At 64.4% G+C, this 26,942-nt stretch carries 22 protein-coding genes; 17 read left to right on the top strand and 5 right to left on the bottom strand.

All coding sequences use genetic code 11. The features are described from left to right. The first annotated feature begins 6 nt into the window (after positions 1-6). From ASD07_RS05405 to ASD07_RS05380, 6 genes are all read left to right on the top strand, one after another. Positions 7-1,257, top strand: coding sequence for a lipoprotein-releasing ABC transporter permease subunit (locus ASD07_RS05405; RefSeq protein WP_055926474.1), 1,251 nt, complete (start codon positions 7-9; stop codon positions 1,255-1,257). Beyond that, positions 1,250-2,512 carry a lipoprotein-releasing ABC transporter permease subunit gene (locus ASD07_RS05400; protein ID WP_055926471.1) on the top strand — a complete coding sequence of 421 codons (1,263 nt, stop codon included), beginning with the start codon at positions 1,250-1,252 and terminating at the stop codon, positions 2,510-2,512. The genes ASD07_RS05405 and ASD07_RS05400 overlap by 8 nt, the downstream gene beginning before the upstream one ends. After that, on the top strand, positions 2,505-3,182 hold the full coding sequence (gene lolD, locus ASD07_RS05395; RefSeq protein WP_055926468.1) for a lipoprotein-releasing ABC transporter ATP-binding protein LolD: 678 nt from the start codon (positions 2,505-2,507) through the stop codon (positions 3,180-3,182). The genes ASD07_RS05400 and lolD overlap by 8 nt, the downstream gene beginning before the upstream one ends. Positions 3,183-3,192: 10 nt before the next feature. Next, entirely contained in the window at positions 3,193-3,996 is an 804-nt protein-coding gene (locus tag ASD07_RS05390; RefSeq protein WP_055926465.1) for a TatD family hydrolase, read from the top strand. 25 nt (positions 3,997-4,021) lie between these two features. After that, positions 4,022-6,505 (top strand): DNA internalization-related competence protein ComEC/Rec2, encoded by a 2,484-nt coding sequence (locus ASD07_RS05385; RefSeq protein ID WP_055926462.1) that lies wholly within the window; start codon positions 4,022-4,024, stop codon positions 6,503-6,505. Positions 6,506-6,736: 231 nt separating this feature from the next. Further along, positions 6,737-8,044: a hypothetical protein gene (locus ASD07_RS05380; RefSeq protein ID WP_055926459.1), complete on the top strand. Its 1,308-nt coding sequence runs from the start codon at positions 6,737-6,739 to the stop codon at positions 8,042-8,044. Here ASD07_RS05380 and ASD07_RS05375 read toward each other — a convergent pair. Beyond that, positions 8,029-9,513, bottom strand: a complete 1,485-nt coding sequence (locus tag ASD07_RS05375) for a rhomboid family intramembrane serine protease (protein WP_055926456.1) — start codon at positions 9,511-9,513, stop codon at positions 8,029-8,031. The two genes, ASD07_RS05380 and ASD07_RS05375, sit on opposite strands and share 16 nt — an antisense overlap. Positions 9,514-9,699: 186 nt before the next feature. On the opposite strand from ASD07_RS05375, the gene ASD07_RS05370 reads away from it, so the two are divergent. Beyond that, on the top strand, positions 9,700-10,539 hold the full coding sequence (locus ASD07_RS05370) for an alpha/beta fold hydrolase (RefSeq protein ID WP_055926453.1): 840 nt from the start codon (positions 9,700-9,702) through the stop codon (positions 10,537-10,539). A gap of 41 nt (positions 10,540-10,580) precedes the next feature. Beyond that, a complete protein-coding gene (gene dcd / locus ASD07_RS05365; RefSeq protein WP_055926450.1) occupies positions 10,581-11,147 on the top strand; it encodes a dCTP deaminase in 567 nt (188 codons plus the stop codon). Between the two features lie 23 nt (positions 11,148-11,170). On the opposite strand, the gene ASD07_RS05360 is transcribed toward dcd, so the two are convergent. Then, positions 11,171-12,715 carry an ATP-binding protein gene (locus ASD07_RS05360; protein ID WP_055926447.1) on the bottom strand — a complete coding sequence of 515 codons (1,545 nt, stop codon included), beginning with the start codon at positions 12,713-12,715 and terminating at the stop codon, positions 11,171-11,173. 3 nt (positions 12,716-12,718) lie between these two features. Next, on the bottom strand, positions 12,719-13,402 hold the full coding sequence (locus ASD07_RS05355) for a response regulator transcription factor (RefSeq protein ID WP_055926809.1): 684 nt from the start codon (positions 13,400-13,402) through the stop codon (positions 12,719-12,721). A 127-nt stretch (positions 13,403-13,529) separates the two neighbouring features. Between ASD07_RS05355 and ASD07_RS05350 the strand changes: the two genes are divergently transcribed. The 9 genes from ASD07_RS05350 to ASD07_RS05310 all read left to right on the top strand — a co-directional run bounded on the left by ASD07_RS05350 (position 13,530) and on the right by ASD07_RS05310 (position 23,026). Then, positions 13,530-14,024 carry a Spy/CpxP family protein refolding chaperone gene (locus tag ASD07_RS05350; RefSeq protein WP_055926445.1) on the top strand — a complete coding sequence of 165 codons (495 nt, stop codon included), beginning with the start codon at positions 13,530-13,532 and terminating at the stop codon, positions 14,022-14,024. Further along, on the top strand, positions 14,014-14,538 hold the full coding sequence (locus ASD07_RS05345) for a hypothetical protein (protein ID WP_055926441.1): 525 nt from the start codon (positions 14,014-14,016) through the stop codon (positions 14,536-14,538). Before ASD07_RS05350 ends, ASD07_RS05345 begins: the two co-directional genes overlap by 11 nt. 13 nt (positions 14,539-14,551) lie before the next feature. Further along, the gene (locus tag ASD07_RS05340; RefSeq protein ID WP_055926438.1) at positions 14,552-15,397 is read left to right on the top strand and encodes an intradiol ring-cleavage dioxygenase; all 846 of its coding nucleotides are present in this window, start codon (positions 14,552-14,554) and stop codon (positions 15,395-15,397) included. Between the two features lie 149 nt (positions 15,398-15,546). Then, entirely contained in the window at positions 15,547-16,716 is a 1,170-nt protein-coding gene (locus tag ASD07_RS31355) for a hypothetical protein (protein ID WP_200953762.1), read from the top strand. A 5-nt stretch (positions 16,717-16,721) separates the two neighbouring features. Continuing rightward, complete coding sequence (locus ASD07_RS05330; RefSeq protein ID WP_055926435.1) at positions 16,722-17,981, top strand: hypothetical protein; 1,260 nt, start codon at positions 16,722-16,724, stop codon at positions 17,979-17,981. Between the two features lie 13 nt (positions 17,982-17,994). After that, the gene (locus ASD07_RS05325) at positions 17,995-20,169 is read left to right on the top strand and encodes a hypothetical protein (protein ID WP_055926432.1); all 2,175 of its coding nucleotides are present in this window, start codon (positions 17,995-17,997) and stop codon (positions 20,167-20,169) included. A 7-nt stretch (positions 20,170-20,176) separates the two neighbouring features. Further along, positions 20,177-21,214, top strand: coding sequence for an aminotransferase class I/II-fold pyridoxal phosphate-dependent enzyme (locus tag ASD07_RS05320; protein WP_055926429.1), 1,038 nt, complete (start codon positions 20,177-20,179; stop codon positions 21,212-21,214). Next, positions 21,207-22,301, top strand: a complete 1,095-nt coding sequence (locus ASD07_RS05315; RefSeq protein WP_156397881.1) for a hypothetical protein — start codon at positions 21,207-21,209, stop codon at positions 22,299-22,301. Before ASD07_RS05320 ends, ASD07_RS05315 begins: the two co-directional genes overlap by 8 nt. After that, positions 22,298-23,026 (top strand): amidohydrolase family protein, encoded by a 729-nt coding sequence (locus ASD07_RS05310; protein WP_055926423.1) that lies wholly within the window; start codon positions 22,298-22,300, stop codon positions 23,024-23,026. Before ASD07_RS05315 ends, ASD07_RS05310 begins: the two co-directional genes overlap by 4 nt. Positions 23,027-23,032: 6 nt before the next feature. On the opposite strand, the gene ASD07_RS05305 is transcribed toward ASD07_RS05310, so the two are convergent. Both ASD07_RS05305 and ASD07_RS05300 read right to left on the bottom strand, forming a co-directional pair. Then, the gene (locus ASD07_RS05305) at positions 23,033-24,370 is read right to left on the bottom strand and encodes a sigma-54 dependent transcriptional regulator (protein WP_055926420.1); all 1,338 of its coding nucleotides are present in this window, start codon (positions 24,368-24,370) and stop codon (positions 23,033-23,035) included. Positions 24,371-24,659: 289 nt separating this feature from the next. Then, the gene (locus tag ASD07_RS05300) at positions 24,660-26,915 is read right to left on the bottom strand and encodes an arginine/lysine/ornithine decarboxylase (protein ID WP_055926417.1); all 2,256 of its coding nucleotides are present in this window, start codon (positions 26,913-26,915) and stop codon (positions 24,660-24,662) included. Between the last annotated feature and the right edge of the window lie 27 nt (positions 26,916-26,942).

Genomic DNA, 26,942 nt, shown 5'->3' with positions numbered 1-26,942 from the left:
ATAAAAATGCCGTTTGAATGGCTGGTTGGCCTGCGCTACACACGCGCTGGCAGGCGCAATGGGCGCAATAGTTTCATCTCCTTCATCTCCGCGATTTCGATGGCAGGCATCGCTCTTGGCGTCACCGCCCTGATTGTGGTGCTGTCCGTCTATAACGGCTTCCAGACGGTGGTGACCGAACGCATGGTGTCCGTGCTGGGCCATGTGGAAGTCTATGAGGTGAGCGGAGCCGGCCTGGGCGACTGGCGTACCGCCGCCGCTTCTGCGGCGCGCAACCCGCAGGTGAAGGGCGCAGCGCCGTTCATCGAATTGCAGGGAATGCTGGTGCATGGCGGTGACTTGATGCGTCCTGCCATTGTGCGCGGCGTGCTGCCGGGCGAGGAGCCAAAGGTGTCCGACATCGGCAAGCAGATGAAACAGGGCGCCCTGGAGGCACTGCAAGCCGGAACTTCCACCATCATCCTGGGCGAGGAACTGGCGCGCGAGCTGGAAGTGAAGCCGGGCGACAAGGTGGCGCTGGCAATGGCGCAGGGGAATTCCACTTCGAACATGGCGCCCACCATGCACTCGTTCATCGTGGCCGGAACTTTCGAGTCCGGACATAACGAATTCGATTCCGGGCTGGCGCTGATCCACCTGGGCGATGCGCAGGAACTGATCAACGTCAGCGGCCCTTTCGGCATGCGCCTGCGCCTGCAGGACATGCAGAAGGCCCCGGCCGTGGCAAATGAACTGCGCACCGTCCTGCCGGGCCACTTGGTGATCCGCGACTGGACCAAGCTGAATTCGGGCTGGTTCGCCGCGGTGAAGTCGCAAAAGAACATGATGTTCATTATCCTGACCCTGATTATTGCAGTGGCGGCCTTCAACCTGGTGGCCACGCTGGTGATGACGGTGACGGACAAGCAGGCCGATATCGCGATCCTGCGCACGCTGGGCGCGTCGCCATTCTCCATTATGAAGATTTTCGTGGTGCAGGGGGCGCTGGTCGGGGTATTCGGCACGGCCATCGGCGTTATCTGCGGCGTGCTGCTGGCACTCAACGTCGGCGTGATCGTGGGCATGTTTGAAAGCCTGTTCGGCATGCACTTCCTGTCCAAGGAAATCTATTTCATCAGTGCCGTGCCTTCCGACCTGCGCTGGGCCGATGTCGCCTCGATTGGCGTGACGTCCTTGCTGCTATCCCTTGTATCGACCCTTTATCCAAGCTGGTGGGCCGCCCGCGTCAAACCTGCGGAGGCCCTGCGTTATGAGTAAAAACCTGCCATTCGAATGGATCGTCGGCTTGCGCTATACCCGTGCGGGCAAGCGCAATAGCCGCAACAGCTTCATTTCCTTCATCTCGCTGATTTCGGTCGGCGGCATCGCACTGGGCGTGGGCGCCATGATCATCATCCTGTCGGTGATGAACGGCTTCCGCAAGGACGTTACCGGCCGCATGCTGTCGGTGCTGGCCCACGTCGAAGTATTCGAGCGCGGCACCAGCTTGCCGAACTGGCAAGAGTTGGCCCAAAAGCTGCAAAGCAATCCTGAAGTGAAGGGCGCCGCGCCGTTTGTCCAGGCCGAAGCCATGCTGTCGCACGGTGGCGAGGCGCTGCGCCCGGCCGTGGTGCGCGGCGTTTTGCCCGAGGCGGAGCCGAACGTGTCCGACCTGGCGAAGACTACGCGCTACGGCAGCTTCAACGACCTGCGGCCGGGCGAGTTCCGCATCGTGCTGGGAGTCGACATGGCGCGCGCCCTGCAGGTCAGCCTCGGCGACAAGGTCACCATGGTGCTGCCGCAGGGGACAGTAACCCCGGCCGGCATCGTGCCGCGCATGCGTACCTTTACCGTGGCCGGCGTGTTCGTGGCAGGCCACCAGAAGTTCGACGAGAGCATGGCCTTCATCCATATCGAGGACGCGCAGAGGTTACTGAGGCTGGACGGACCGGCCGGCCTGCGCCTGCGCCTGGAAGACATGCACCGCGCGCCGGAAGTGGCCGGCGAGCTGCAAAAACTGGTTCCGAAGGAAATGACTGTACGGGATTGGTCAAAACTCAATGCGACCTGGTTCGCAGCGGTGCAAACTGAAAAACGCATGATGTTCGTAGTGTTGGCGCTGATTGTCGCGGTAGCGGCTTTCAACCTGGTGTCGACCCTGGTCATGACCGTGACGGACAAGCAGGCCGATATCGCCATCCTGCGCACGATCGGCGCCTCGCCGCGTTCGATCCAGAAGATCTTCGTGATCCAGGGCGCGCTGGTCGGCCTGCTCGGCGCGGTGCTTGGCGTGGCCGGCGGCGTGCTGGTGTCGCTGAACATCGACGTCATCGTTCCATTTATTGAAAACCTCCTGGGAGTGCAGTTCTTGCCTAAAGATATTTACACAATCAGCTCCGTGCCATCGGACATGCATTGGTCCGATGTCGGCGTGATCGGCGTGGTGGCCGTGGTGCTGGCGTTCGTGGCAACCTTGTACCCGAGCCGCTGGGCGGCCAACGTCAAACCTGCGGAGGCACTGCGCTATGAGTAATGTATTGAGCTGCCGCGACCTCGGCAAAACCTTCACCCAGGGCAGCTACAAGGTCAAGGTACTGGAAAAGATCGACCTGTCCGTGGCGCGCGGCGAGCGCGTGGCGATTGTCGGGGCTTCCGGTTCCGGCAAGTCGACCCTGCTGCACCTGCTTGGCGGCCTGGATACGCCCAGCACCGGCAACGTGGTCCTGAAAGGGAGCGACTTCGCCGCGATGAACGAGGCGGCGCGCGGCGACCTGCGCAATCGCGAATTGGGCTTCGTCTACCAGTTCCACCACCTGCTGCCGGAATTTTCGGCGCTGGACAATGTGGCAATGCCGCTGCTGATCCGCCGCGTCAAGCGTGCGCAGGCGGAGCAGCAGGCGCGCGAAATGCTGGCGCGCGTGGGCCTGGAAAAGCGCGTTACCCACGTGCCGGGCGAATTGTCCGGCGGCGAACGGCAGCGCGTGGCGCTGGCCCGCGCGCTGGTAACGCAGCCGGCCTGCGTGCTGGCCGATGAGCCGACCGGCAACCTGGATCATTCGACTGCCGAAAAGGTGTTCGACCTGATGCTCGAGCTGTCGCGCACCCTGGGGACGGCCTTCATCATCGTGACCCACGACGCCGGGCTGGCAGAGCGCTGCGACCGCATGCTGCGCCTGACCGACGAAGGTTTGCATCCTGCCTGAGGCCCGCACCATGTGGATCGATACCCATTGCCACCTTGATGCCCATGAATTCGGCGACCGATCGCTGGCGCTGGCTGCGCAGGCGCAGGAGCGCGGCGTGGGGATGGTGGTGATTCCGGCGGTCGACCGCGCCAACTTCTCCGTGGTGCGCGAGCTGGCGCACCGGGCTCCCAATGGCAGTTACGGGCTGGGCATCCATCCGATCTACGTGCCGCACGCGGTGGAGGATGACCTGGCCTTCATGCGCGAAGCGGTGGCGCAGGCGATGGACGATCCGCGCTTCGTGGCTATCGGCGAGATCGGGCTGGATTTCTTCGTTCCGATGCTGTGCGAACCGGATATGCGCGAGAAGCAGGTGTACTTCCTGCGCGAGCAGCTCAAGATCGCGCGGGATTTCGACTTGCCGGTCCTGTGCCATGTGCGCAAGTCGCAAGACCAGGTGCTGAAGCACGTGCGCCAGGTTGGGCCGGCAGGCGGCATCGCACATGCGTTCAATGGCAGTTTCCAGCAGGCGCAGGCCTATATCGACGCCGGTTTCAAGCTTGGCTTCGGCGGCAACCTGACGTTTACCCGGGCGCTGCAGATCCGCCGCCTCGCGGCCGAATTGCCGCTGTCGTCGATCGTCGTTGAGACGGATGCGCCGGATATTGCGCCTGCCTGGGTGCATCCGGGCGTGAATACGCCGGCCGAGGTGGCGGGGATCGGCGAGGCGCTGGCCGGGCTGCGCGGCGAAGAGGCCGGTGAAGTCGCGACGGTGACAACCCGGAATGCTTTGGATGTGATGCCGCGCTTGCGGGCCTTGATGGCCGCCTGACCGGCCAGCCGATCGGGGAGGGGAGATGCGCTGCGCAATCCTCGGCCTGGTCGGCGGCGTAGCCTGGCTCCAGGCGCAGGCGGTATTGCCGGAAGCCGGCACGCAGCTGGGGTGCGCATCCGGTGCGATCCTTGCCGCTGCCGGGAGCGCGTGGCTGACGCGGCGGACGCTGCTGAACGCTTCGCAGCCCCTGGCCACTTTCTCCTGCCTTTTCCGCGCATGCCTGGTTGCCGCGGCGGGAGCTTTGCTGGGCTTCGCCTGGGCCGCCTTCATTGCGCAGGCTGGCCTGTCCAGCGAGCTGGCGAAGTCCGACGAAGGGCGCGACTTCGACATCGTCGGCACGATCGACAGCCTGCCCAACCGCCAGGATGGCAGCACGCGCTTCAATTTCGCCGTTGAATCGCCATCGGCCGTCCCGCCGCGCATTGTGCTGTCCTGGTACGCGGGGACGCGTCCCGGCAACGCGGCGCCGGCGCCGGACTTGCTGCCGGGTGAGCGCTGGCGACTGAAAGTACGCCTGCAGCGGCCGCATGGAAATGCCAACCCGTTCGGCTTCGACTATGAATTGTGGCTGCTGGAGCAGGGCATCCGGGCTACCGGCTATGTACGCGCCGAGGGGCGCAATGAACGCCTGTCCGGTTTCGTGCCGAGTGTGCACAATGCGGTTGAACGCGCCCGCTATGCGATTCGCCAACACATCAATGCCGCGCTGCCCGGCGCACGATTTGCCGGCGTAATCGCCGCGCTGGCGATGGGCGACCAGCGCGGGATTTCCCAGCAGGACTGGCAAGTATTCAGCCGTACGGGTATTTCGCATCTGGTTTCCATCTCGGGCCTGCACATCACCATGATCGCCGGGTTGGCGGCGTGGGCGGCCGGCTGGCTGTGGCGCAAATCGTTCTTCATGCCGGAATGGCAGCTGCCGTTGCTGCTGCCCGCCGCGCGGCTGGCGGTGGTCGCAGGTTTCCTGGCCGCGTGGGGATACGTCGCGCTGGCCGGGTTCGGGGTTCCGGCGCAGCGGACCCTGTACATGCTCGCGGTAGTAGCCATCGCGGTGTGGCTGGACCGGGTGTCGGCGATTTCGCACGTACTGGCCCTGGCGGCAGGGGTGGTCGTGATCCTTGATCCTTGGGCGGTGATGTGGCCGGGATTCTGGCTGTCGTTTGGCGCAGTCGCGGCGATCCTGTATGCCACAGTCGGCCGGATGTCGCTGTCAGCTGCCGCGGACCCTGCGGGCGCGCCGCCGGCCGCGCCGGGACCCGCGGCCTGGCGCAACGCCGCATGGCTGGCCCGCACCCGCGAGAACCTCCGCCTGGCCGCGCTGACCCAGCTTGCCGTCACGGCCGGCCTGGTGCCGCTGACAATGCTGCTGTTCTCGCAGGTTTCGCTCGTAAGCCCGTTGGCAAATGCCATTGCCATTCCCGCCATCAGCCTGCTGGTCACTCCGCTGGCGCTGGCGGGCAGCGTCCTGCCCGACCCTTTGGCCGCACCGGTACTGCAATGCTCCCATTGGCTGCTGGAGGCGCTGCTCGACCTCCTGCAGCGGCTCTCCGTCCTGCCGCTGGCCGTCTGGTCCGCCCCTGCGCCGGGGTGGCCAAGCTTCGCTTTGGCCCTCGGCGGGACGGCCTGGATGCTGGCCCCGCGCGGCTGGCCGCTGCGTTGGCTTGGCCTCGCCTGTTGGCTGCCGCCGCTGTCCGCGCAGCCGGACAGCCCGCCGCCCGGCGCATTGCGCGCCACCGCCTTCGACGTGGGGCAGGGCATGGCCGTCCTGATTGAGACCGGCAGGCACCGCCTGCTTTACGACACTGGTCCTGCCTACACGCCGGAGACCAACGGCGGCAACCGCGTGATCCTGCCGTACCTGCGGCAGCGCGGCATTGCACGGCTCGACGGCATGGTGGTCAGCCACAGCGACACGGACCACAGCGGCGGCGCGCTGGCAGTGCTGGGCGAGCAGGAGGTGGGCTGGGTCGCCTCGTCGCTGGCGCCCGGTCACCCGATCGCGCGGGCGGCCAGGCGCCATCTGCAGTGCGCCGCGGGACAGCGCTGGGAGTGGGACGGCGTGCGCTTCGAGATGCTGCATCCGGCAGCCGGCAGCTATGCCAACCCCGGGCTGAAGGCGAATGCGCGCAGCTGCACGCTAAGGATTAGCAATGGCCGCACAGCGATCCTGCTGGCCGGCGACATCGAAGCGGCGCAGGAAGCGGAGCTGGTCCTGGGCGGCGCCGATCGGCTGCGTGCCGATGTGCTGCTGGCGCCGCACCACGGCAGCGGCACCTCGTCCACAGCGGCCTTTCTGGCGGCTGTACGTCCGGCCGTCGCCGTATTCCAGGTGGGGTGGAGGAATCGCTACCACCATCCGAAAGACACGGTGTGGATGCGCTACGGCGAGCTGGGCATCCGCCGCGAACGCACGGACGAGGCGGGCGCGGTGCTGCTCGCGCTCGGCGATCGGGTGGATGTCAGCACGTGGCGCGCCCAGCATCTGCGCTACTGGTATGGCCGCTAGTGATGATGACGGCGACATGGTAATTGCTGAGAGTCAATGTTATCATGTTGGCTACTTAGTTATCATTTCAGTGGAAGGTGCGGCATCGTGGCAACAGATTATTGCGTGTATCACGCGGACAGGGCGGCAAACTGGAATTGCGTCGCTTGCGGTACGCTCCTGTGCCAGGAATGTTTCCCGGCCGCGCGACAAGCGACCCATACGCTGTATTGCACGCTGTGCAGCGGAAAAATGCGAGCGCTCGGCGTCGGTAATGCCCTGCCGTCGTTCTGGTCGCAATTGTCCCGATTCTTCGCCTATCCGTTCGCGCTGAACGGACTGCTTTTCCTGGCCCTGCTTGCCGGCCTGGCCAGCGCATCGGCGATGCTGTTTGACCCGCAGAGCATCCAGATCTTCTTGCCGATCTTCATTGTGGTTGCGCTGGCAGTCCGGCAAGGCCTGCGCGTCATCGAGTTTTGCAGCCAGGGCAGGGCGCAGCCGCCCAGCATTCCTGAATTGTTCGACGGTAATCCGACCACGCTCAAGATGTTCGGACTGATGCTGGGCTACGGCATAGCAGTGGGCTGCCTGGGGCATTTCGGCTTGCTGGGTTTCGGTTTGATCATCTGCCTGTCGGGTTTGCTGCCGGCCAGCATCATGCTGCTGGCCATCCACGGTTCCTTGCGCGACGCCCTCGATCCCATCCAGGTATTCCAGCTGGCGTTGCGTATCGGCTGGTCCTATTTCGGCTTGCTTTTCGTATTGTTCATTACTGCGCAAGGGCCGGAACGGGCGATCGGGCTCTTGCCTGCCACAACACTGCGCTACCTTGCTGAGCACTATTTCTACCTGCTCATCGCAATTCCAGTAGTGGTCACCGTCTATTTCAATATGGTCATGGGGGCGATGATGGGATACCTGCTGTTCCAGCATCACGAAGACCTGGGCATCGAGCCCGACGACGACGGGACGGCCGCGCCAGCGGACTATCGCGCCCTGGAACTGGCCCGTGCGGTGATCCTGGTGCGGGAATCCCGCTACCCGGACGCGCTGAAGCACATGGCCGGCATGGTTGCCGACTACCCGAACGACCTGCAGGTGCTGGAATATCACCACAAGCTGCTGTGCCAATCGCGCAGCGAGCCGGAGCGCATACAGCAGCATACGGAGCGATACCTGCAGGTCTTGCTCGACATGCAGCGCAAGAACCGCATGACCGCTGTGCTGGAAGCGGCATGCATGGTGGTGCCGCACTACAAGCCGAAGAGCATCGCCTTGCGGCGCGCATTAGCGGAGGAGTATTTTGCCCAGAAGCGTTTCAACCAAGCCATTGCGCTGATCGGCATGCTGCACAAGGAAGCACCGACGAGCGAGGAGCTGCCGGCGGCCTATTACCTGCTGGCGCGCATCTACTCGGAAGGATTGCGCGACGATGGCAAGGCCGTCATGATCCTCGACTTCCTGCTCAAGCAGCATGCCGGCCACGCCATCGCCGGCGAGGTTGGGAATTATCGCAAGGTGATCCTGTCGCTCGGGCAAATGAGTCAGGCTGCCGTGTGAGCGGCCAGTTGGCGCGCTTCGTCCGAATCGGGGAAGCGCTCCAATAACTGTTCGCGGTAGCGCTGCGCCTGCGCCGCCAGCTGTGCCTTGGCGGACAGATTGGCCACTGCCTGCAAAATTCTTGGCATCATCTGGTGCCGGCATTGCCGTTCCAGCAGACGCTCGGTCAGGACGGCCAGCGGTTTGATATGCTCGACCCGGCCGAGGCGCTGCGCGAGCAGGAGCGACACCGATTCCGTCAGCGCCGGTGTAGCGCCACCAGTCGCGGTGTAGGCATGCGCCACTTCCACGATCAGGTCTTGCAGCACCGGATCGCGCGCGGCATGGCCGGCCTGCTTGAACAGGGCGTGCACGGTCTCGTGGTATTCCCGGCTTGCCGGAGAGATTTTCACGACGTTATACAAGGCGCGCCAGGCGCGCGCATCGTGCGGATGCGCCTTTACCAGCTGCACAGCCGCCCGCCGCGCCTCATCCAGCTTCATCATGACGACCAGTTCCTGGAGCCGGGACAGCGCGGACTTGAGCGGGGTGTCGGGGTCAATCTTCTCGACAAAATTGCGGTTGTAGTCGAGGCCAAGGCGCATCCAGAGCGCAAGCAGGACGAAGCCGAACAACAGCCCGCCCGTATGGGCCCAGTGGGCTACCCCGTCATTGCCAGAGCTCGACCCCAGCAGCTCATAGCCCACCCAGACCGGGAAGACGATAAGCGCCGGCGCCCGCAACTGCCCGGTAAAGAAAATTACGTGGTAGAAGAAATTGATTTTTCTCAGGCCATACAAGGCGATATACATGCCCATCAAGCCCGATATCGCCCCCGACGCGCCCAGTGCGCTGTGATCGGTACCAAACTCCGACATCCAGTACAGCAAGGTCCCGCCAAATCCGCTGCACAGGTAGAGCAGCAGGAAAACGCCGCGCCCGATGGCGATTTCCAGCGCAAAGCCGAACAGGAACAGGAATACCATATTCCCCAGCAGGTGCATGAAGTCGCCATGCAGGAACATATTGGTGATCCAGGTATCCCAGCGCGCTTCCCTGGCATTGAAGGCGTAGGCCCGGTAGCTGAGGGAATTGACCAGCTGCTCGAACCGGCTGCGGTCAGTGCGCCACTCCGGATCGCTGTCCAGTTCCTGGTGCAAGGCCTGGATGAACGGCCGGTCGTAGGCTGCATGCTCAAACTGCATGTCGCGCCGCCGCGCCAATCGCTCTCGCTGCGGCATATCCTCGTCATCCGCTGCGTCGAGAGATTTCCTTACTTGCGGGGTGGCCCGGCTCAGGTATTGGCGAAACGGCTGTTGCTCGCGCTCGAACAGTCCTGATTCCACATACCACCGGTAGGATTGCTCCAGCCGTTGCGGATCTTTGCCTTGATAGGCAAAGAAAATCAGCACGTTGATGAGGATGAGCAGCAGAGTCGCGACAGGCGGATTCTTCCAGTCGGGACGGTTTTCTATGGGGACGATAAGCATCGGATTGACACCAACTTTTTATTGTTGTTCGAATTTTTCTTGCCATTTGGACATACATCGGGATCTTACATGTCATGAAGACGTGGCGTCCAGCGGCATGCCCAATACTGGCATGGGCGTCCATCCTGAGCGATAATTAGAAGCTTTGTACGAAACACCTGTTGCCATTGCTTTTAGAATAAGTTGATGACGAAACCGAAAGTCCATTTCGCCCACGCGAACAGTTATCCGGCGGGCACTTACCGTCAATTCTTCGAGTACCTTGGCCAGGATTTCGAAGTGCAGGCGCTCGACATGCATGGCCATAACCCGCGCTACCCGGTGGAAGACGGCTGGGCCAAGCTGGTGGAAGAACTGATCGCCGAGCTGGAATCCCGCTATCAGAAAGAGCCGGTGATCCTGGTTGGCCACTCCCTGGGCGGGCTCCTTAGCCTGATGGCGGCTGCCCAGCGCCCGGAACTGGTGCGCTGCGTGGTGATGCTCGATTCCCCTGTAGTTGCCGGCTGGCGCGCCAAAGTGTGGCGGCTGTTCAAGGGCACCCGGTTTTCCGACCGCTATTCGCCGGCGCGTTTCTCGGTCAAGCGCCGCAACGTCTGGCCAAGCCACAAGGAAGCGCTGCGCCATTTCGCCAGCAAGGAAGTGTTCGGCGCCTGGGCGCCGGGCGTGCTGCTCGATTACCTGGAACACGGCCTGGTCGAGCACCCGGAGGGCGTGCAGCTGCGCTTTACCCGCGAAGCCGAAACCGCCATCTACCGCAGCCTGCCGCACCATATCGGCACCTTGGTCAATGGCGAATTCCCGGTTCCGGTGGGCTATGTGGCGGGCGACAACTCGGTGGAAAATCGCCAGGCGGGGCTGGAGCATACCCGCAAGCTGGTGGGCCGCAATTTCCGCATGATGCGGGGCTCGCACCTGTTCCCGATGGAGATGCCGCGCGTGGCGGCTGAAATGACGCGCGACGTGATCCGCCAGATGCTGGGGAGCGGGCTCCAGGCCAGCGAAGCGCCCCAGCGCATGCGCGCCTGATGTAAAATCCGCACCATTATTTAAACCAGAAAGCACCTGCGATGACGATTAAAAGCGACAAATGGATACGCCGCATGGCGGAACAAACCGGCATGATCGAGCCGTACGAGCCTGGCCAGGTACGCGCCGTGGACGGCCGCAAGGTGATTTCCTACGGCACTTCGTCCTACGGCTACGACATTCGCTGCGCTGATGAGTTCAAGGTTTTCACCAACATCAACAGCACCATCGTCGACCCGAAGAACTTCGACTCGAACTCCTTCGTCGATGTGAAGAGCGATGTCTGCATCATTCCTCCGAACTCCTTCGCGCTGGCCCGTACCATCGAATACTTCCGCATTCCGCGCAATGTGCTGACCGTTTGCCTGGGCAAATCGACCTACGCGCGTTGCGGCATTATCGTCAACGTGACCCCGTTCGAGCCTGAATGGGAGGGTTATGTGACGCTGGAGTTCTCGAACACCACCCCGCTGCCGGCCAAGATTTACGCTGGCGAAGGCTGCGCCCAGGTGCTGTTCTTCGAGAGCGACGAGATCTGCGAGACCTCCTACAAGGACCGCAACGGCAAGTACCAGGGCCAGCACGGCGTGACCCTGCCGAAGGCTTAAGCGTTAAGCGTTAAGCGTTAAGGTTAAGCGCTGGTCAGCGGGAGCGAGAGCTCCACGCAAAGTCCGCCGCCGGTTCGATTGGCGGCGGCGATGCGGCCGCCGTGCTGCTGCACCACCTGCTGGGCGATTGCCAGGCCCAGTCCATGTCCGTCCACGTCCTTTTCCGTGTTGCTGCCGCGGTAGAAGGGCTGGAAAATCTTCCCCAAGTCTTCCGGCGCCACGCCAGGTCCGTCGTCCATGACGCGGATGCGGATGAAGCGCGCGTCGTGCGCGGTCTCCACCTCGACCTTGCCGCCGGCGGGGCTGTGCTTGATGGCGTTGCGGACCACGTTTTCGACGGCGCGCGCCAGTAGTTCCGGCTGGCCGCTGACCTGGGCGTCCGCAGTGCTGCCGAAGGCCACTTCGCGGTCGTTGGTTGCGGCCTCGAACTTCGCGTCCTGCAGGATGTCGTCGAGCAGTTCGCCAATGCTGAATTCCTGCTTGGGCGCGTCGAAGGCGCCTGCTTCGAGGCGGGACAGGGTAAGCAGTTCGCCGACCAGCTTGTCCATCCGTACGCTTTCGCGCTCGATGCGCTGCATCGAGGCGGCTGCCTTTTCCGGCTGCTGGTGGGCCAGGCCGATGGCTGCCTGCAGGCGGGCCAGCGGGGAGCGCAGTTCGTGCGAAACGTCATGCAGCAGGTTCTTCTGGCCATCAAGCAGGGCGCGCAGGCGGCCTGTCATGCGGTCGAAGTCGCGGCCCAGGGTGGTGAGTTCGTCGCCGCCGGCCCGCGGTTTGGCGGTGAAGCGCGGGGCGAGGTCGCCGCTTGCCGCGGCGTCAAAGGCCTGGCGCAGCGCGCGGATGGGACGGGCAAAATACCATGCGAGCAGGGCTGCGAACAGCAGGCTTGCCAGCACGGCGGCACCGATCGGGATGAATGGCGTCAATGGGCGGAAACGGGGCGGTGGGCCGCCTGGCTCACCACGGCCAGGTTCAGGACCAGGGCCCGCGGCTGCGCCTGGTCCCGCAGCAGCGCGTCCGTCCGCGCCGGGTGGGCGTGTTTCGGGACCGTCGGGCGGTGGCGCTGACGGACGGCGTCCTTCCGGGCGGCGATAGGCGCGTGGGTCGAGTCCTGGGATTCCCGAACCGGCAAGCAAAGTGCGGGAGTCGGGCGCTTCGAGCACGCCCTGGTGGCGGCGCGAAGGCAGGAACAGCAGGTAGCGCTGGCCGTTTGGCGCGGCGACCTGGCGGACGCCGCGCGGGTCCGCGCTGGCAAGCTTTTTCTGTGCTTCCGACAGCATGCTCGGCGTCGTGATGCGCCCCAGCAGTTCCTTGCCATCATCGCCCACGGCATAGACGCGATGCCGCGGCATGTTTTCCAGCAGCTGCCGCAAGCCGTCGGTGCCGCCAAAGGCGAGGGTGGCGGCGGCGGACTCGATCGACATTTCCGCCGGCGGCCCGGTCTCAATATCGGATGGCCGCGCTTCCGTGGCAGCGCGCGCCTTGAGCCAGACGGCGCCGCCTATGGCGGCGGTGGCCGCTACCTGGGCCAGCAGGATCGAAAAGAAGAACTTCCAGAACAGGCGGCCCACGGCTTACTCCCGGACCAACTGGTAGCCGAGGCGGTACACCGTCTGCAGGCAGGAGCGTCCGTCCGAAATGGAGCCCAGCTTGTGGCGCAAGCTGCTCATATGCACATCGATATTGCGGTCGAAGCGCGCCATCGGGCGGCCCAGGCCCTGTTCGGACAGCACATTCTTGCTGACCGGCTTGCCCGCATTGCGGGCCAATACTTCAAGGAGGTTGAATTCGGTGCTGGTCAGCTCGAGCGGCATGCCGGCCCACGCTGCGCGGCGCTGTTCCGGCCACATGGTGAGCTGGCCGATCACCAGCGGTCCGCTGCCCGTATCCGGAACGGCCTGCGTGCGGCGCAGGATGGCGCGGATGCGCGCGGTCAGTTCGCGCGGCGTGCAGGGCTTGGTGACGTAATCGTCCGCGCCCAGTTCGAGGCCGACAATGCGGTCGGTATCGTCGCCGCGCGCCGTCAGCATCAGAATCGGCATCTGGCTCACGGCGCGGATGCGGCGCAGGGTTTCGAGGCCGTTCATGCGCGGCATCATCACATCGAGGACCGCAATGGCATATGCCCCCGTCAATGCGGAGGCGGTGCCGGCTTCGCCATCGTGGGCGGTGCTGGCTTCGAAGCCTTCCTGCTCCAGGTACTCCTGGAACATGCCGACCAGTTCGACGTCGTCGTCAATCAATAGGACCTTGTTCATGGCGCCCATGATAGCAAATCGTTCCTGCCGGGCTGCTCCATCTTTACACGTTTTTACCTGCCACTTACGGCGCTTTACAGGCCGTAGCCAGAGAATGGAAGCTCACCATCAACACTGGAGATTGAGAATGAACAAGAGCAAATTGACCCGGCTACTGCTGGCCGCTGCCATGGCGCTGCCGTTGCTGGCCCGCGCTGAGGAAGCCACGCCGCCAGAAGGCGACCAGCCGCCGCTGGCCAGCCCGCACGGTGATTTCCAGGGCGGCCACCGGGGCCCCCGTTTCGGCGCGCCAAGCTTGCCGTTCCTGCGTGGCCTGGCGTTATCGGAAAGCCAAGAGGACAAACTGTTCCAGCTGATGCACGACCAGGAGCCATACCTGCGCGAACAGGCCCGTACCCACGAAAAGGCGATGCGCGCCCTGCAAGAGATGCGCAATGCCGAAAAGTTCGATGACGCTGGCGCCGCCAGGCTGGCGCAGGCCGCGGCGCAGGCGCAAGCCAACCTGACCCTTTCCCATATGCGTACGCACCAGAAGGTGCTGGCCCTGCTGACCCCAGAGCAGCGTAAACAACTGGACGAGCGTAAGGCCCGCCGGCAACGAGGAGACTTCTATGAACGTTAACGCGGTCGGCTTCACTGGCTACACCAGCCAGCTTTCCACCAGCGGCGCCGAGCAGGCCCGCCAGGCGCCGCCACCGCCGCCACCCGGCCCGCCGCCGGGCGAGGGAGGCTTCATCAACGCGATCGGTTCGGCGCTGGAATCGCTGGGCATCAGCGATGTCGCGTCGACCGACAAGGAAAGCGCGGCGTCCTCGCTGGGCAGCTTCCTGCAGGAACTCATGACTTCTTTGCATGAGCAGGGCGAGGCCAATGGTGCGCAAGCGGAAGGCGCTGGCGGCCCGGGTGGCCCTGGCCGGCTGGCGGCGGACTTGCAAAGCCTGGTCTCTTCGCTGCAAGGCGATCCGGATGAAACCAGCGAAACTTCGTCGCTCGAGTCCTCCTTCTCGTCGCTGCTCTCGTCGCTCGGTGCCGACAGCGCTGAATCTAGGAGCAAGCTGGCCAGCTTCCTGCAGGCGCTGGCGGACAAACTGCCGCAGGCCGGCAGTAGCGGCAACCTGATTAACACCACAGCATAAAAAGGAGAACCTTATGGACGCGCACGACCACGGCCTGGCAGCAGACCTGGAAGCAATGATGAACATGGGCAGCAACCGCCGCCGCTCGCTGCGATGGTTGCTCGCCAGCGCGGCCACGCTGCCGCTGGTGGCCTGCGGCGGCGGCGCGGACAGCACGAGCGCGGGCAGTGGCAGCAGCGGTGGCAGCGCCGGCACCAGCACCTCCACAGGAGGGTGCACGGTGATTCCCGAGGAAACCGGCGGCCCATATCCGGGCGACGGCACCAACAGTAATGCAAGCGGCATTGTCAATGTGCTGACGCAAAGCGGCATTGTACGCAGCGATATCCGCGGCAGCTTCAATGGCGCCAGCGGCACGGCGGCCGGCATTCCGCTGACCATCAAGCTGAAGATCATCAACGCGAACAACAGCTGCGGCGCGGCGGGAGAATTCGCGGTCTACCTGTGGCATTGCGACCGCGAAGGCCGCTATTCGCTGTACTCCAGCGGGGTGACGGACCAGAATTACCTGCGCGGGGTGCAGGGCGCGGACGCTAACGGCGACCTGTCTTTCACCACCATCTTCCCCGGTTGCTATGACGGCCGTATGCCGCACGTGCATTTCGAGGTCTATCGCAGCCTGGCGCAAAGCAGCAGCGCCTCGAACCGCATCAAGACCTCGCAGTTCACCTTCCCGATGGCGACGCTGAATCAGGTCTATGCCACTTCGGCTTACAGCAGTTCCGCCAGCAACCTGTCGCGCATCAGCTACGCCACCGACAATATCTTCAGCGATGGCTACTCCCTGCAGCTCGGCACCATGAGCGGCAACGTCGCCGACGGCTATGTGGTGACCCTGACGGTAGCAGTCGCCGCCTGACTCCCTTTCGGGGCGAAGCCGATTTCGCCCCATTTCCTCCTTTTCCGCCGTTCCCCGAAACCGCTTTCGCCGCGGTCGGCGCCTGCCCCGGTGGTTGCGCTGGCACGCGCCTTGCACTAATCCCTGCATGGTTAGGCACTGGAGAAAGCATGGACCGTCTGCTCAGCTATCGGCCGGAACTGGAACTGTCCCCGGCGGCGCCACAGGCGGCATGGCGCGATGAAAGCCTGCCGCAAGCCGCTGAATTGCTGGCGGCGCGCCGCGAAGGCCGATTGCCTGCCTGGTTCCGCCATGCGGCACCAGGCCTGGATGGCCTACTGCCCAAACTGGCCGACCATGTACTCTCTGCGGGCCCCAGGGCTGGCCGCATGCTCGGCCTGGAGCTTGAAGGCCTGAGTGCCGAAGACCGCGAATTCGAAACGGCGCGCCAGTTCATGCGCTTCGCCGGCCTGGCCGCACGCCGTGCAAGGCAGGCCGCTCGCGGCGACCCGCGCCAGGTAAGGCGCGCCGCATTGAACTTAGCGGCCAGGCAGTATGCACCGGGCCTGCTGCCCATCATCGTATCCATCATGGAACGGCATCCCGTTCCACCATCCGCAGCATCACATCAAAGGGGGCTAATCATGCATGACATCGACCGTACCACCCTGGAATTCGGCAACGAAACCTCCTATGAAGGCGAGTATGAGTTTGGCGAGTCGGAATGGGGCGGCGAAATGGGCCAGCAAGGCATGCTGACCGAAGCCGAAGAAATGGAACTGGCCAGCGAACTGCTGTCGGTGACCAATGAAGCGGAACTGGAGCAGTTCCTGGGCAGCTTCCTGAAGAAGGCGGCTTCGTTCGCCGGCAATGTGATCCGCTCGCCGGTCGGCAAGGCGATTGGCGGCGCGCTGAAAGGTGTGGCCAAGAAAGCGTTGCCGCTGGCCGGTGGCGCTATCGGCGGCTACTTCGGCGGCCCGCTGGGGGCCAAGATCGGTAGCGGCCTGGCGTCGGCCGCGGGCAGTGCGCTGGGCCTGGAGGCGGAGGGTGAAGTATCGGGAGAGGACCGCGAATTCGACGGCGCCCGCACTTTCGTCAAAGTGGCAGCGGACACCGTCAACCGCGCGGCGCAGGCGCGGGGCGGCGACCCGCGCCAGATCGCCATGCAGGCCGCTACCGCGGCAGTGCGCCAGCACGCACCGGGCTTGCTGGCACGGGCCGGCCAGCAGGGCGGGCAGGGCGCGCAGCAGGGCGGCGCGCGCGGCACGGCCGGAACGATGCACGGCAACGCCGGCCGCTGGGTGCGCCAGGGCCGCAAAATCGTCCTGTACGGAGCTTGAGCCAAATGAGCCCGTACGCCGCCTGGATGCTGGCACAGGAGGCGCGGTCCCTGCTGACGCGCCTGGCCCGAGTGCTGCCATTCGCCCTGATCGAGCCGATGGTGCCGGCTGCAGCCTTGCTGCCGAGCGCGCAGCTTGGCATCGAGCGGCAACTCGTCGCGGGGCGGCGCGAGTTGCGGGCCATGGTGCGCGGCTTCCTGCGCTGGTTGCGCAGCCCCGCTGGGCGGCGCGCCAGTCCGTCCCATGCCCAGCGCCGCTTCACGTTCCTGCGCATGAAGTTCAATGCGGCCCTGATCCAGTTCGACATGTTCAACGACGTGATCACGCAGCGCAGCGAGCACCGCAACGGGGTGTGGCTGGCAGGGCTGGACATCGCTTCCGCCGATGCGCTGGCACTGCGTGGCGGCTATTACCAGGCCCCGCCGGTCGTGTGCTACCTGGATCGCGGGCCGGGCGCGTCGATCCGGCGCGTCCGTACCCGGCTGCCGGGCGGCGGCGACAATCCTGTCGCCATCATCCGCGTGCCGCGCGAGCGGATGGTCGGCGCCAGCATCGCCTCTTCGCTGTTCCATGAGGTTGGACACCAGGGGGCGGCGCTGCTGGACCTGGTCAACTCGCTGCGGCCGGTGCTGCAATCGCTGCAGTCCGGTGCGACGGGGCCGGCGCAAGTGTGGAAGCTGTGGGAGCGCTGGATCTCGGAAATCGTCGCCGACTTCTGGTCGCTGGCAAGGGTAGGCGTGGCGGCGACCCACGGCCTGATCGGCGTGGTCAGCCTGCCGCGTATTTTTGTCTTTCGCATCAACATCGACGACCCGCATCCGGTGCCGTGGATCCGGGTCCTGTTGAGTTGTGCGATGGGCGAGCGGCTCTATCCGCACCCGCAGTGGCAGCGCATGGCACGCTTGTGGGAGTCCTACTATCCCATGGACGGCCTGCCGCAAGCGGAGCGGCGGTTGCTGATGGCACTGCGCAATTCGATGCCGGCGCTGGCGGGCTTGCTGGCCAGCCACCGTCCGGCCTTGCTGCGCGGGGCCTCGCTGCCGCAAGCGCTGCAAGTGCAGCAACGCCAGCCAGCCTACCTGGCCTTGTTGTTCCGCCTGTGGCAGCGCAAGCCGCAACGCATGTATGAGGCTTCGCCGGTGCTGGTGTTCGCCGTCATCGGCCAGGCGCGTGCGGACGGCATCCTGAGCCCGGAACACGAAAGCATGCTGCTGGCGCGCCTGCTGACGCACTGGGCGCTTCGCAACACCCTGACCGACCTTTGAGGAGAGCTCCATCATGGCAAAGAACGTAACACAGGCGAAATCCGGTGGCGGGCATGGCCGGATCGACGTGCATGTACGCGCAATGACGCCGGCCAACGGCCCCGTCCCGGTCATGCATGCAAAACTCAACCTGTACAAGCTGACCCAGGCTGAAGCCGATGCATTGAAAGCCAGTAAGCGCATCGACGGCCAGCAGGCTGCCGTCGATGCGAATCCGGCATGGACCCTGGTCGCCCATACGCATACCAGTCCCGCCGGCGATGGCCAGTTCGCGGGGTTGGAAAACGGGTTCTATATCGTGCTGTACATGAACGCCAGTCCATTCGACAGGAATATGATCAGGGGACGGCTGATCGGTATCAGCGATGGCGACATGCGCGGCGAATGCGCCTATGAGCTGGACACCCGCTTCCGCCTGGAGACAGAGTTCTACTCCAATGGCGAAAAGCTGTCGCGCCTGCATGGGCTGGTGGGCGACCAGGCATGGGTGACAGTGAAGCACGATGCGAAAGAAACGAACCCGATGCCGGACATGTACTACGTGCCGGAAGCACCCTTGCAAAGCCAGGGCAGGGACGGGGTCGAATCGAGCGCGCGGCTGAACTCCGTCGGCACTGCGGAGGTGGCGGTGAGCGTCTACATGCGCGCCTATGACGACGCCGGCGCGATCGATCCGGACGACGCTGCCCATTACCGCAACGCCAGGCAGGTGATCGTCGACGAACCAAGCCCGCTGCAGGTGGCCGGCAAGATCACGACCCAGGCCTCGCGCACCGAGGCGGAGTGGCGCCCCGTCATCGCCCACTGGACCTTGATCCGGAACAGCGCCGAGGCGCTGTCCTTCAACAACTACCAGCTCTTCGTCGATCACTTGTTCTGCCACAACGCCGGCGGCGTTGTCCCCGAGTTCGAGCGCGAGCGCTTCCACGAAAAGGAACACGCCTTCCGTTCGCTCGAAAAGCGGCGCGCCTTGCCGTTCAGCGACTCGGACTCCTATCGCGTGCTGAAGGCCGCCACCGAAGCCTTCGTCATGGTCAATTGCGGCGTGCTGCGCACCCCATATGCCTTCCGCGGCAAGGATGATGCTGAATACCTGGACCGGCGCGACCTGCCCGACGACCGCAAGCTGGAGGAGGAACTGGTCAAGCGCTACCTGTCTTCGCTGGACCCGAAGACCAGGATCTTGCCATACCTGGCCCTGATCCGCAGCAAGCTGCCCGATGTGCGCATCCATATGGACCACAAGGAGCACCATGACGCCGAGCTGTGCGCGGGTTTTATCCGCGACCGCCTGGTCAATCCCTGCATGATGGAGCTGATCTGGTCGTACTGGCAGGAAGAGGGGATGCTGGTGCAGACCATGAACGCGATCACTCGCCGCTTCCAGAACGTGCGCTCGCCCGCGCATGGCAACGGCCCCGATCCGCTGGCCAATATGGAAGTGGATATGCTGCGTCCCCTGAACAACCTGCTGTGGGGCTATGTACAGGACGAGCAGCATCGCCTTAGCGTGGTGCGCCGCAATTACGAGTACGACCACCATTACGGCATCCACCTGGACGGCAGGGCCGTGCGCGACTTCCGCCCAGCCGACAGCCGTTCCAAATTCGTCGAAGCCTTTCACAACCTGCTGCGCCAGTTGATGCCGTTCTATCGCCAGGACGACGACACCACGGTCAAGGCCGACGCCTTCCCGATCCTGAACGCGCTGAAGGAAGTGCACCTGATCCTGTCGCAGGGTGCGCATAACCAGTTCGGCGATTTGCCGTCCACGGCACGCATAGAGATGCTGATGCAGCAATGGATGCTGGCGCGCCCGGAGTTCCGAGAATTCCTGCCCACCCGGCTGATGGTGGCGCATCCAGAGCCGTGGATGGACCGGGTGGACGCAATGAAGAAGGTGCAAGGCTGGAGCGACACCAGCATCGCCCATTTCCGCGACCTGGCCATGTTCGGCGAGCAGTTGCTGCTGTCGATCCGCTACACGCATTGGAGCGATGTGTACGACCCGACCGAGGCCTTTGCGTGGGCGCGTTTCTGGCGCCCGCAGGCGCAGGGCTATATGCATGCCTACCGCGCAGTTACCGGTGTTGACATGACTTCGGAAACTGCGAATCCGAAACTGGAGTCCAGCATGCCGTCGGTGCTGCTGCGGCAGCGGCTGGAGGCCATGCCGCGCACGGCGTGAGGCAGCGGTGCGCGCCGACTTCACCAGCGCCCTGTACCTGGGCATGCGCCATCCAGCGCAGTCGCTGCTGGCGTGGGATGAGCTGACGCTGGGGAAGCCGGCGGCAATGGAACCGGTGCCGGGTGAGCCGGAACTTGGCGCCGCGCTTGCCACCCTGATGGATTGCGAAGCGGCTTGCCTGCTTCCCTCCAGCCTGCACCTGTTCTGGGACTTGTTCGGCTGGCTGGCGAGCGCCCGCGTGGCACTGCTGGTCGACAGCGCCGCCTATCCGGTGGCGCGCTGGGGCGCCGAACGCGCCAGTGCGCAAGGCGTTCCCCTGCAGTGCTTCAGCCACTGTAATGCAGCACAGGCAGCGGCCATGGCGCTGCGCTGGCGTACCGCCGGGCGCAGGCCGGTGATCCTGTCGGACGGCTATACCCCGGGCGATGCTGCGGCACCGCCGCTGGCGGCCTACGCCGACATCGCGGATTCCAGCGGCGGCATGCTGCTGCTGGATGACACACAGGCGCTCGGCCTGCTGGGAGTCGATGGCGGCGGATCGGTGGCGGAACATGGCCTTGGCGGCGCCCCGGTACTGGTGGGCGCATCGCTGGCCAAGGGCTTCGGGGCGCCGCTGGCGGTACTCGCCGGGCCGCGCAGGATGCTGGGCAGATTTATGGCGGCCAGCGCGACACGGGTCCATTGCAGCCCGCCATCCTTGGCTGCGATTGCGGCTGGCCGCTGTGCGCTGGCCGCCAATCGCAGGGTGGGCCGGGCGCTGCGCGAGCGCTTGAGGGATCGGATAGCGCAACTTCAGGCGGCCCTGGCTGCACACGGGATCGATTGCCTGGGCGGCGAGTTTCCGGTTCAGCGCGTCGTGCTGCCGCCGTCGTGCGATGGCCAGGCATTAAGAAACGAACTGTCGCTGGCCGGCGTTGAAGTGCTGTTGCAGGGAACACCGGCAAGGCAAATCCTGACTTTGTTGCTGCGGGCTGACCACAGCGCACAGCAGGTTGCATATGCCGCCCGCTCAATCGGAAAACTGATGGAGGTGCTGCATGTTTGAGACGATGGAATTTGAGTGGCGGCCTAAAGCTGCCCGCGCAATGGGACGGCCGCGTGCGCGTCCCGCCCGCAGATCGCGCCCAGCGCCAGTGTTTGGGGGAGGCTGGCCTTACCGTGTGCCGGTGTTTGAGCCACTACCGTTGCTTGAGCCGCCGGCCGGCGACGAGCCGGGTCCGGATGAGGGCGACCGCGATGGCGACAATGAACTGCCGCCGACCATCGCCCAGGCCGTCGGGCGGATGCCGCTTGCCCTGCAACCGGCCTATGCACCGGTTACCACGCTTGACCGGGCACCAGCCGATACGCGTACACACGGACCCGGACTGTACTACCTCGAATTCACCGTGAATGGCCAGCGCCGGGGTTACAGCGGCCAGGCCCGCCACATGGGCCAGCGCCTGGCGCAGCACCGCATCTGCGCCGGCATGATGGGCATCCGGCCATCTGATGTCAGCGTCTACATCGCGGCCAACCTGGCGGACGACGCCGATCGCCGCCGGCGCGAACGAATTTTGCACGACACGATGTTCCGGCATCACCAAGGCGTACTGACCAACCAGCGCCGGGAGCTGGAGTTCGAAGTGCTGGGCGAAGAGCATGCAGCGCCCTGCGGCTGCAAGCGCTGCCGGCACGGCCCGTTCAGCCCCCAGCAGGAAATGGAGCTGGCGATGGAGCTGCTGGGCGTGCAAAGCGAAGAGGAACTTGAACAGTTCCTCGGCAAGATGTTCAAAGGCGTGTGGAAGGGCATCAAGAAAGTCGCCAAGCCACTGGGTGGCATCCTGAAGGGGATTGCAAAGAAGGCCTTGCCGTTTGTCGGCGGCGCGCTGGGATCGTTCATCCCGATTCCCGGAGTCGGCACAGCGCTTGGCCGCGCGCTGGGTGGGGCGCTAAGCAATGCTCTGGAAATGGAAATGGAAATCCAGGAAATGCCGGAAGTGGACCGCGAGCTGGAGGTGGCGCGCCGCTTCGTGCGCATTGCCGGCAGCGCCGCACAGGGGGCCGGCGACAGCGACGGCAGCCCGCAAGCAGTGCGGCGTGCCGTGCTGGACGCCCTGCGTACCCACGCCCCGCACTTCGGCAAGTCATGATCATCGACTGCCATTGCCACGCCGGCCCCGGTGACGGCTTGACCGGCCCTTGGGACAGTAACGCCGCGCTGGGCCGGTATGCCCGGCGCGCGAGGGAGGCCGGTATCGACCGCACCGTGCTGCTGGCCGCCTTCCATTCCGATTACGGTGCCGCCAACGCTGGCGTGGCGCGCCTGGTGGCGGCGCAGCCGGAGCGCTACCTTGCGTTCGCTTTCGTGCACGCCAGGCGCGACGCAGGGCGGATCGCCGTGCTGGTGCGCAAGGCGGTGGAGCAGTATGGTTTTGCCGGCATCAAGCTGCATCGGCACGACGCGCCGATCACCGGCGAAGTCTGTGAAGCGGCGCGCCGCTTTGGACTGCCGGTACTGTACGACCCGGTCGGAGTGACATCGGTGGCGGAGCTGCTGGCCGAGCAATATCCGGATGTGAATTTCATCCTGCCCCATCTTGGCAGCTTTGCCGACGACTGGGCCGCGCAGCTGGCATTGATCGACCACTTGGCGAGGCACCCGAATATCTACACGGACACTGCCGGTGTGCGGCGCTTCGACCTGCTGGATCAGGCGATCCGCCGCGCTGGTGCGCACAAGATCTTGTTCGGTTCGGACGGGCCCTGGCTGCATCCCGGCGTGGAACTGGAAAAGATCCGCTTGCTGCGACTGGGGACAGGGGACGAAGCCCTGGTCCTGGGCGGCAACCTGCTGCGCCTGATTGGCCGTGCTTAGACAGGGCTAAGCAGGCGCAATGCGTGCCTTGCGGCGCAGTTGCAATGTCCTGTCAGTCACGCCCAGCCGCAGCGCGGCGCGCTGGTTGTTGTCGCCTTCCTGCTGCAGCACGAGCTGGATCGCTGTGTCGGTCGCCGCCTGGCCAATGCGTGCAAGGTTGACTCCAAGGTCCACCGCACGCCCGATGGCACTCAGGAAAGCTGCATCTGGCCAGCATGATGCTCCTCCGGGCGGCCGGTCTTCCGCTGGTACATCGCCGATGGTGAGCGGCCCCGGGCCGATATGCCGATGCCAGATGCGTGCCACGGTCTGCCGCAGGTCGCGTACATTGCCCGGGTAGCTGCGGGTGAGCAGGTATTGGCGCACGGCGGGATCGAGGTCGACATCGTGCCCGCTCAACTGGCGCAGGAAGTGCTGCACCAGCGGCAGGATGTCGCCCTGCCGTTCGCGTAACGGTGGCGTACGGCAGCGCCACGCCGCGATACGGTAGTAAAGGTCGGCGCGAAAGGTCCCGCGCTCAACTTCGGCCTCCAGGTCCCGATTTGTTGCGCACACCAGGCGGAAGCGCGTTGGGTGCCAGTCATTGCTGCCGACGCGACGATATTGCTGCTCCTGGATCACGCGCAGGAGCTGCGCCTGCAGCGGCAACGGCAACTCGCCCACTTCGTCGAGGAATAGCACGCCGCCATTGGCAGCGGCGAAAGCGCCGTCGCGCGCGCTGTAGGCGCCGGTGAAAGCGCCGCGCTCGTGCCCGAACAATTCGCTGCCGGCCAGTTCTGGCGACAGTGTGGTGCAATCGACCACCGTGAGCGGCCCCAGCCCCCCATGCAGGCGATGGACGGTTTGCGCCAGCAAGTCTTTGCCGGTCCCGGTTTCGCCGGTGATCAGGACAGGGGAGTCGGTGAAGGCCGCCACCTCGACCAGGCTTTGCAGTATGTGCAGCCACGGCGCACTTTGCCCGACCAGGCAAGCGCGTATGCGGTCGGACGACATGAGCTGTGCGACATTTTGCCAGCGTTCCAGGCGAGCCAGGACCTGCGGCAGGATTGCCTCGCCATTGCGCCACAGGAGCAGGTCGGACGCCCCGGCTGCCAGAACTTCCCACATGGCGTCGGCCGCCAGTTCGCCAGGTTCGCAGCAGATGGCCAGCATCTGCCGCGCGCCCGCCACATGCAAGGTCGCGGCCAGTTCGCTATCCCAGTGTTTGAACAAGAGGATGGAAGCGTCGCTTTCCTGTGGCGCTTCGAGGACGGAGACTCCAGCGTCGGTCAGGTCGATCCGCAGCTTGTTGCTGGCATTTGCAGGCGCCTTCCCGGCCGCGAGAATGCAAGCTGAAAGCGCCATAGATTCTCCCCTCGGTGCGGACTGAAGTTCAACTATAGAGCGAACTCAGTCCATTGGATTGAGCTTGCTCAATCGCGCATCGCAGCTGTCGCCCTGTCGGCGATCGCATCGCCCGCACGACCGTCGGCGGGTAGAGTCATATTTCAAAGTATCTGAATGCTGGCGGAATACTCAACTATCTCGTGGTTGCGCAGTTGGCGTCTCCTGAACGCCAGCGTGAGGCGGCCATGAATGCAAAAAAGCCCGCAGGGACTTGCGTCCTGTGCGGGCTTCTTTCTGCGGGACGAGCTTACTGCCTGACGCAGTCGACGAAGTAGTCTTTGCGGCCGTTCACTTCGCGCTTGACCAGGCCGTGCACGTCGGTCTCGAAGCCTGGGAAGCGTTCGTTGAAGTCACGTGCGAAGCGCAGGTAGTCCACGATGGTCTTGTTGAAGCGCTCGCCCGGGATCAGCAGCGGGATGCCCGGCGGGTAAGGCGTCAGCAGGATCGAGGTGATACGGCCTTCCAGGTCGTCCAGCGCCACGCGTTCGATTTCGCGGTGGGCCATCTTGGCGAAAGCGTCCGACGGCTTCATTGCAGGCACCATGTCCGACAGGTACATCTCGGTGGTCAGGCGCGCCACGTCGTAGGCTTTATAGAAGTCGTGGATCTGCTGGCACAGGTCGCGCAGGCCCATTTGTTCGTAACGCGGGTTGGCAGCCGAGAACTCCGGCAGGATGCGCCACATCGGGGCGTTCTTGTCGTAGTCGTCCTTGAACTGTTGCAGTGCGGTCAGCAGCGTGTTCCAGCGGCCTTTGGTGATGCCGATGGTGAACATGATGAAGAAGGAGTACAGGCCGCACTTCTCCACGATCACGCCGTGTTCCGCCAGGTACTTGGTCACGATCGACGCCGGGATGCCGGTCTCGCCGAACTGGCCGTCCAGCGACAGGCCCGGGTTGACGATGGTGGCCTTGATCGGGTCGAGCATGTTGAAGCCCGCCTTCAGGTCGCCGAAGCCGTGCCACTTCTTGCTGTCTTCGGTGAAGATCCAGTCTTCCTGCGAGCCGATGCCTTCTTCGGCGAAGCTGTCCGGACCCCAGACCTTGAACCACCAGTCCTGGCCCCATTCTTCGTCGATCTTCTTCATCGCGCGGCGGAAGTCCAGCGCTTCCAGGATGGACTCTTCCACCAGGGCGGTGCCGCCCGGCGCTTCCATCATGGCTGCTGCCACGTCGCAGGAGGCGATGATCGAGTACTGCGGCGAAGTCGAGGTGTGCATCAGGTACGCCTCGTTGAAGGCATCCTTGTCCAGCTTCACAGTCTCCGAGTCACGCACCAGCACCTGCGAAGCCTGCGACAGGCCGGCCAGCAGCTTGTGGGTCGACTGGGTCGAGAAGATCATCGACTCCTTGGCGCGCGGGCGGTCCTTGCCGATCGCGTGCATATTCTTGTAGAAATCGTGGAAGGTGGCGTGCGGCAGCCAGGCTTCGTCGAAGTGCAGGGTGTCGATCTTGCCGTCCAGCATTTCGCGCAGGGTTTCCACGTTGTAGACCACGCCGTCGTAGGTCGACTGGGTAATGGTCAGGATGCGCGGCTTCTTGTTCACCGCAGCCTGGGCGAACGGGTTGTTGGCGATCTTGCGCTCGATGCTCTCCATGGTGAATTCCTCGAGCGGGATCGGGCCGATGATGCCGAGGTTGTTCCGGGTCGGCATCAGGAACACAGGGATCGCGCCGCACATGATGATCGAGTGCAGGATCGACTTGTGGCAGTTACGGTCAACCACGACGATGTCGCCCGGGGCCACGGTCGAATGCCACACCATCTTGTTGGAGGTGGAGGTGCCGTTGGTGACGAAGTAGGCGTGGTCGGCGTTGTAAATACGGGCAGCGTTGCGCTCGGACGCGGCGACCGGGCCGGTGTGGTCCAGCAGCTGGCCCAGCTCTTCCACCGCGTTGCAGACGTCGGCGCGCAGCATGTTCTCGCCGAAGAACTGGTGGAACATCTGGCCGATCGGCGACTTCAGGAACGCCACGCCGCCGGAGTGGCCCGGGCAGTGCCAGGAGTAGGAGCCGTCGTTCGCGTAGTGCACCAGGGCACGGAAGAATGGCGGCGCCAGGCTGTCCAGATAGGACTTGGCTTCGCGGATGATGTGGCGCGCCACGAATTCCGGGGTGTCCTCGAACATGTGGATGAAGCCGTGCAGCTCGCGCAGGATATCGTTAGGGATATGGCGCGAAGTGCGGGTTTCACCGTACAGGTAGATCGGGATGTCAGCGTTCTTGTAGCGGATTTCTTCGACAAACGCGCGCAGCGATTTCAGTGCGTTGTCGGTTTCCTCCGGCGTGCCGCCGCCGAACTCTTCGTCGTCGATCGACAGTACGAAAGCGGAGGCGCGCGACTGCTGCTGCGCAAATTGCGCCAGGTCGCCGTAACTGGTCACGCCCAGGACGTCCATGCCCTCATTTTCCATCGCCGCGGCCAGGGCACGAATACCCAGGCCGGACGTGTTCTCGGAACGGAAATCCTCGTCAATGATGACGATGGGGAAGCGGAATTTCATCGATGGTCTCCAGGCGCGACCAAGCGC

This window comes from Duganella sp. Root336D2, from assembly GCF_001425005.1.
Taxonomy (GTDB): domain Bacteria; phylum Pseudomonadota; class Gammaproteobacteria; order Burkholderiales; family Burkholderiaceae_D; genus Rugamonas.
The sequence above is the reverse complement of the archived record's forward strand: the minus strand, read 5'-3'. Positions and strand labels throughout refer to the sequence as shown.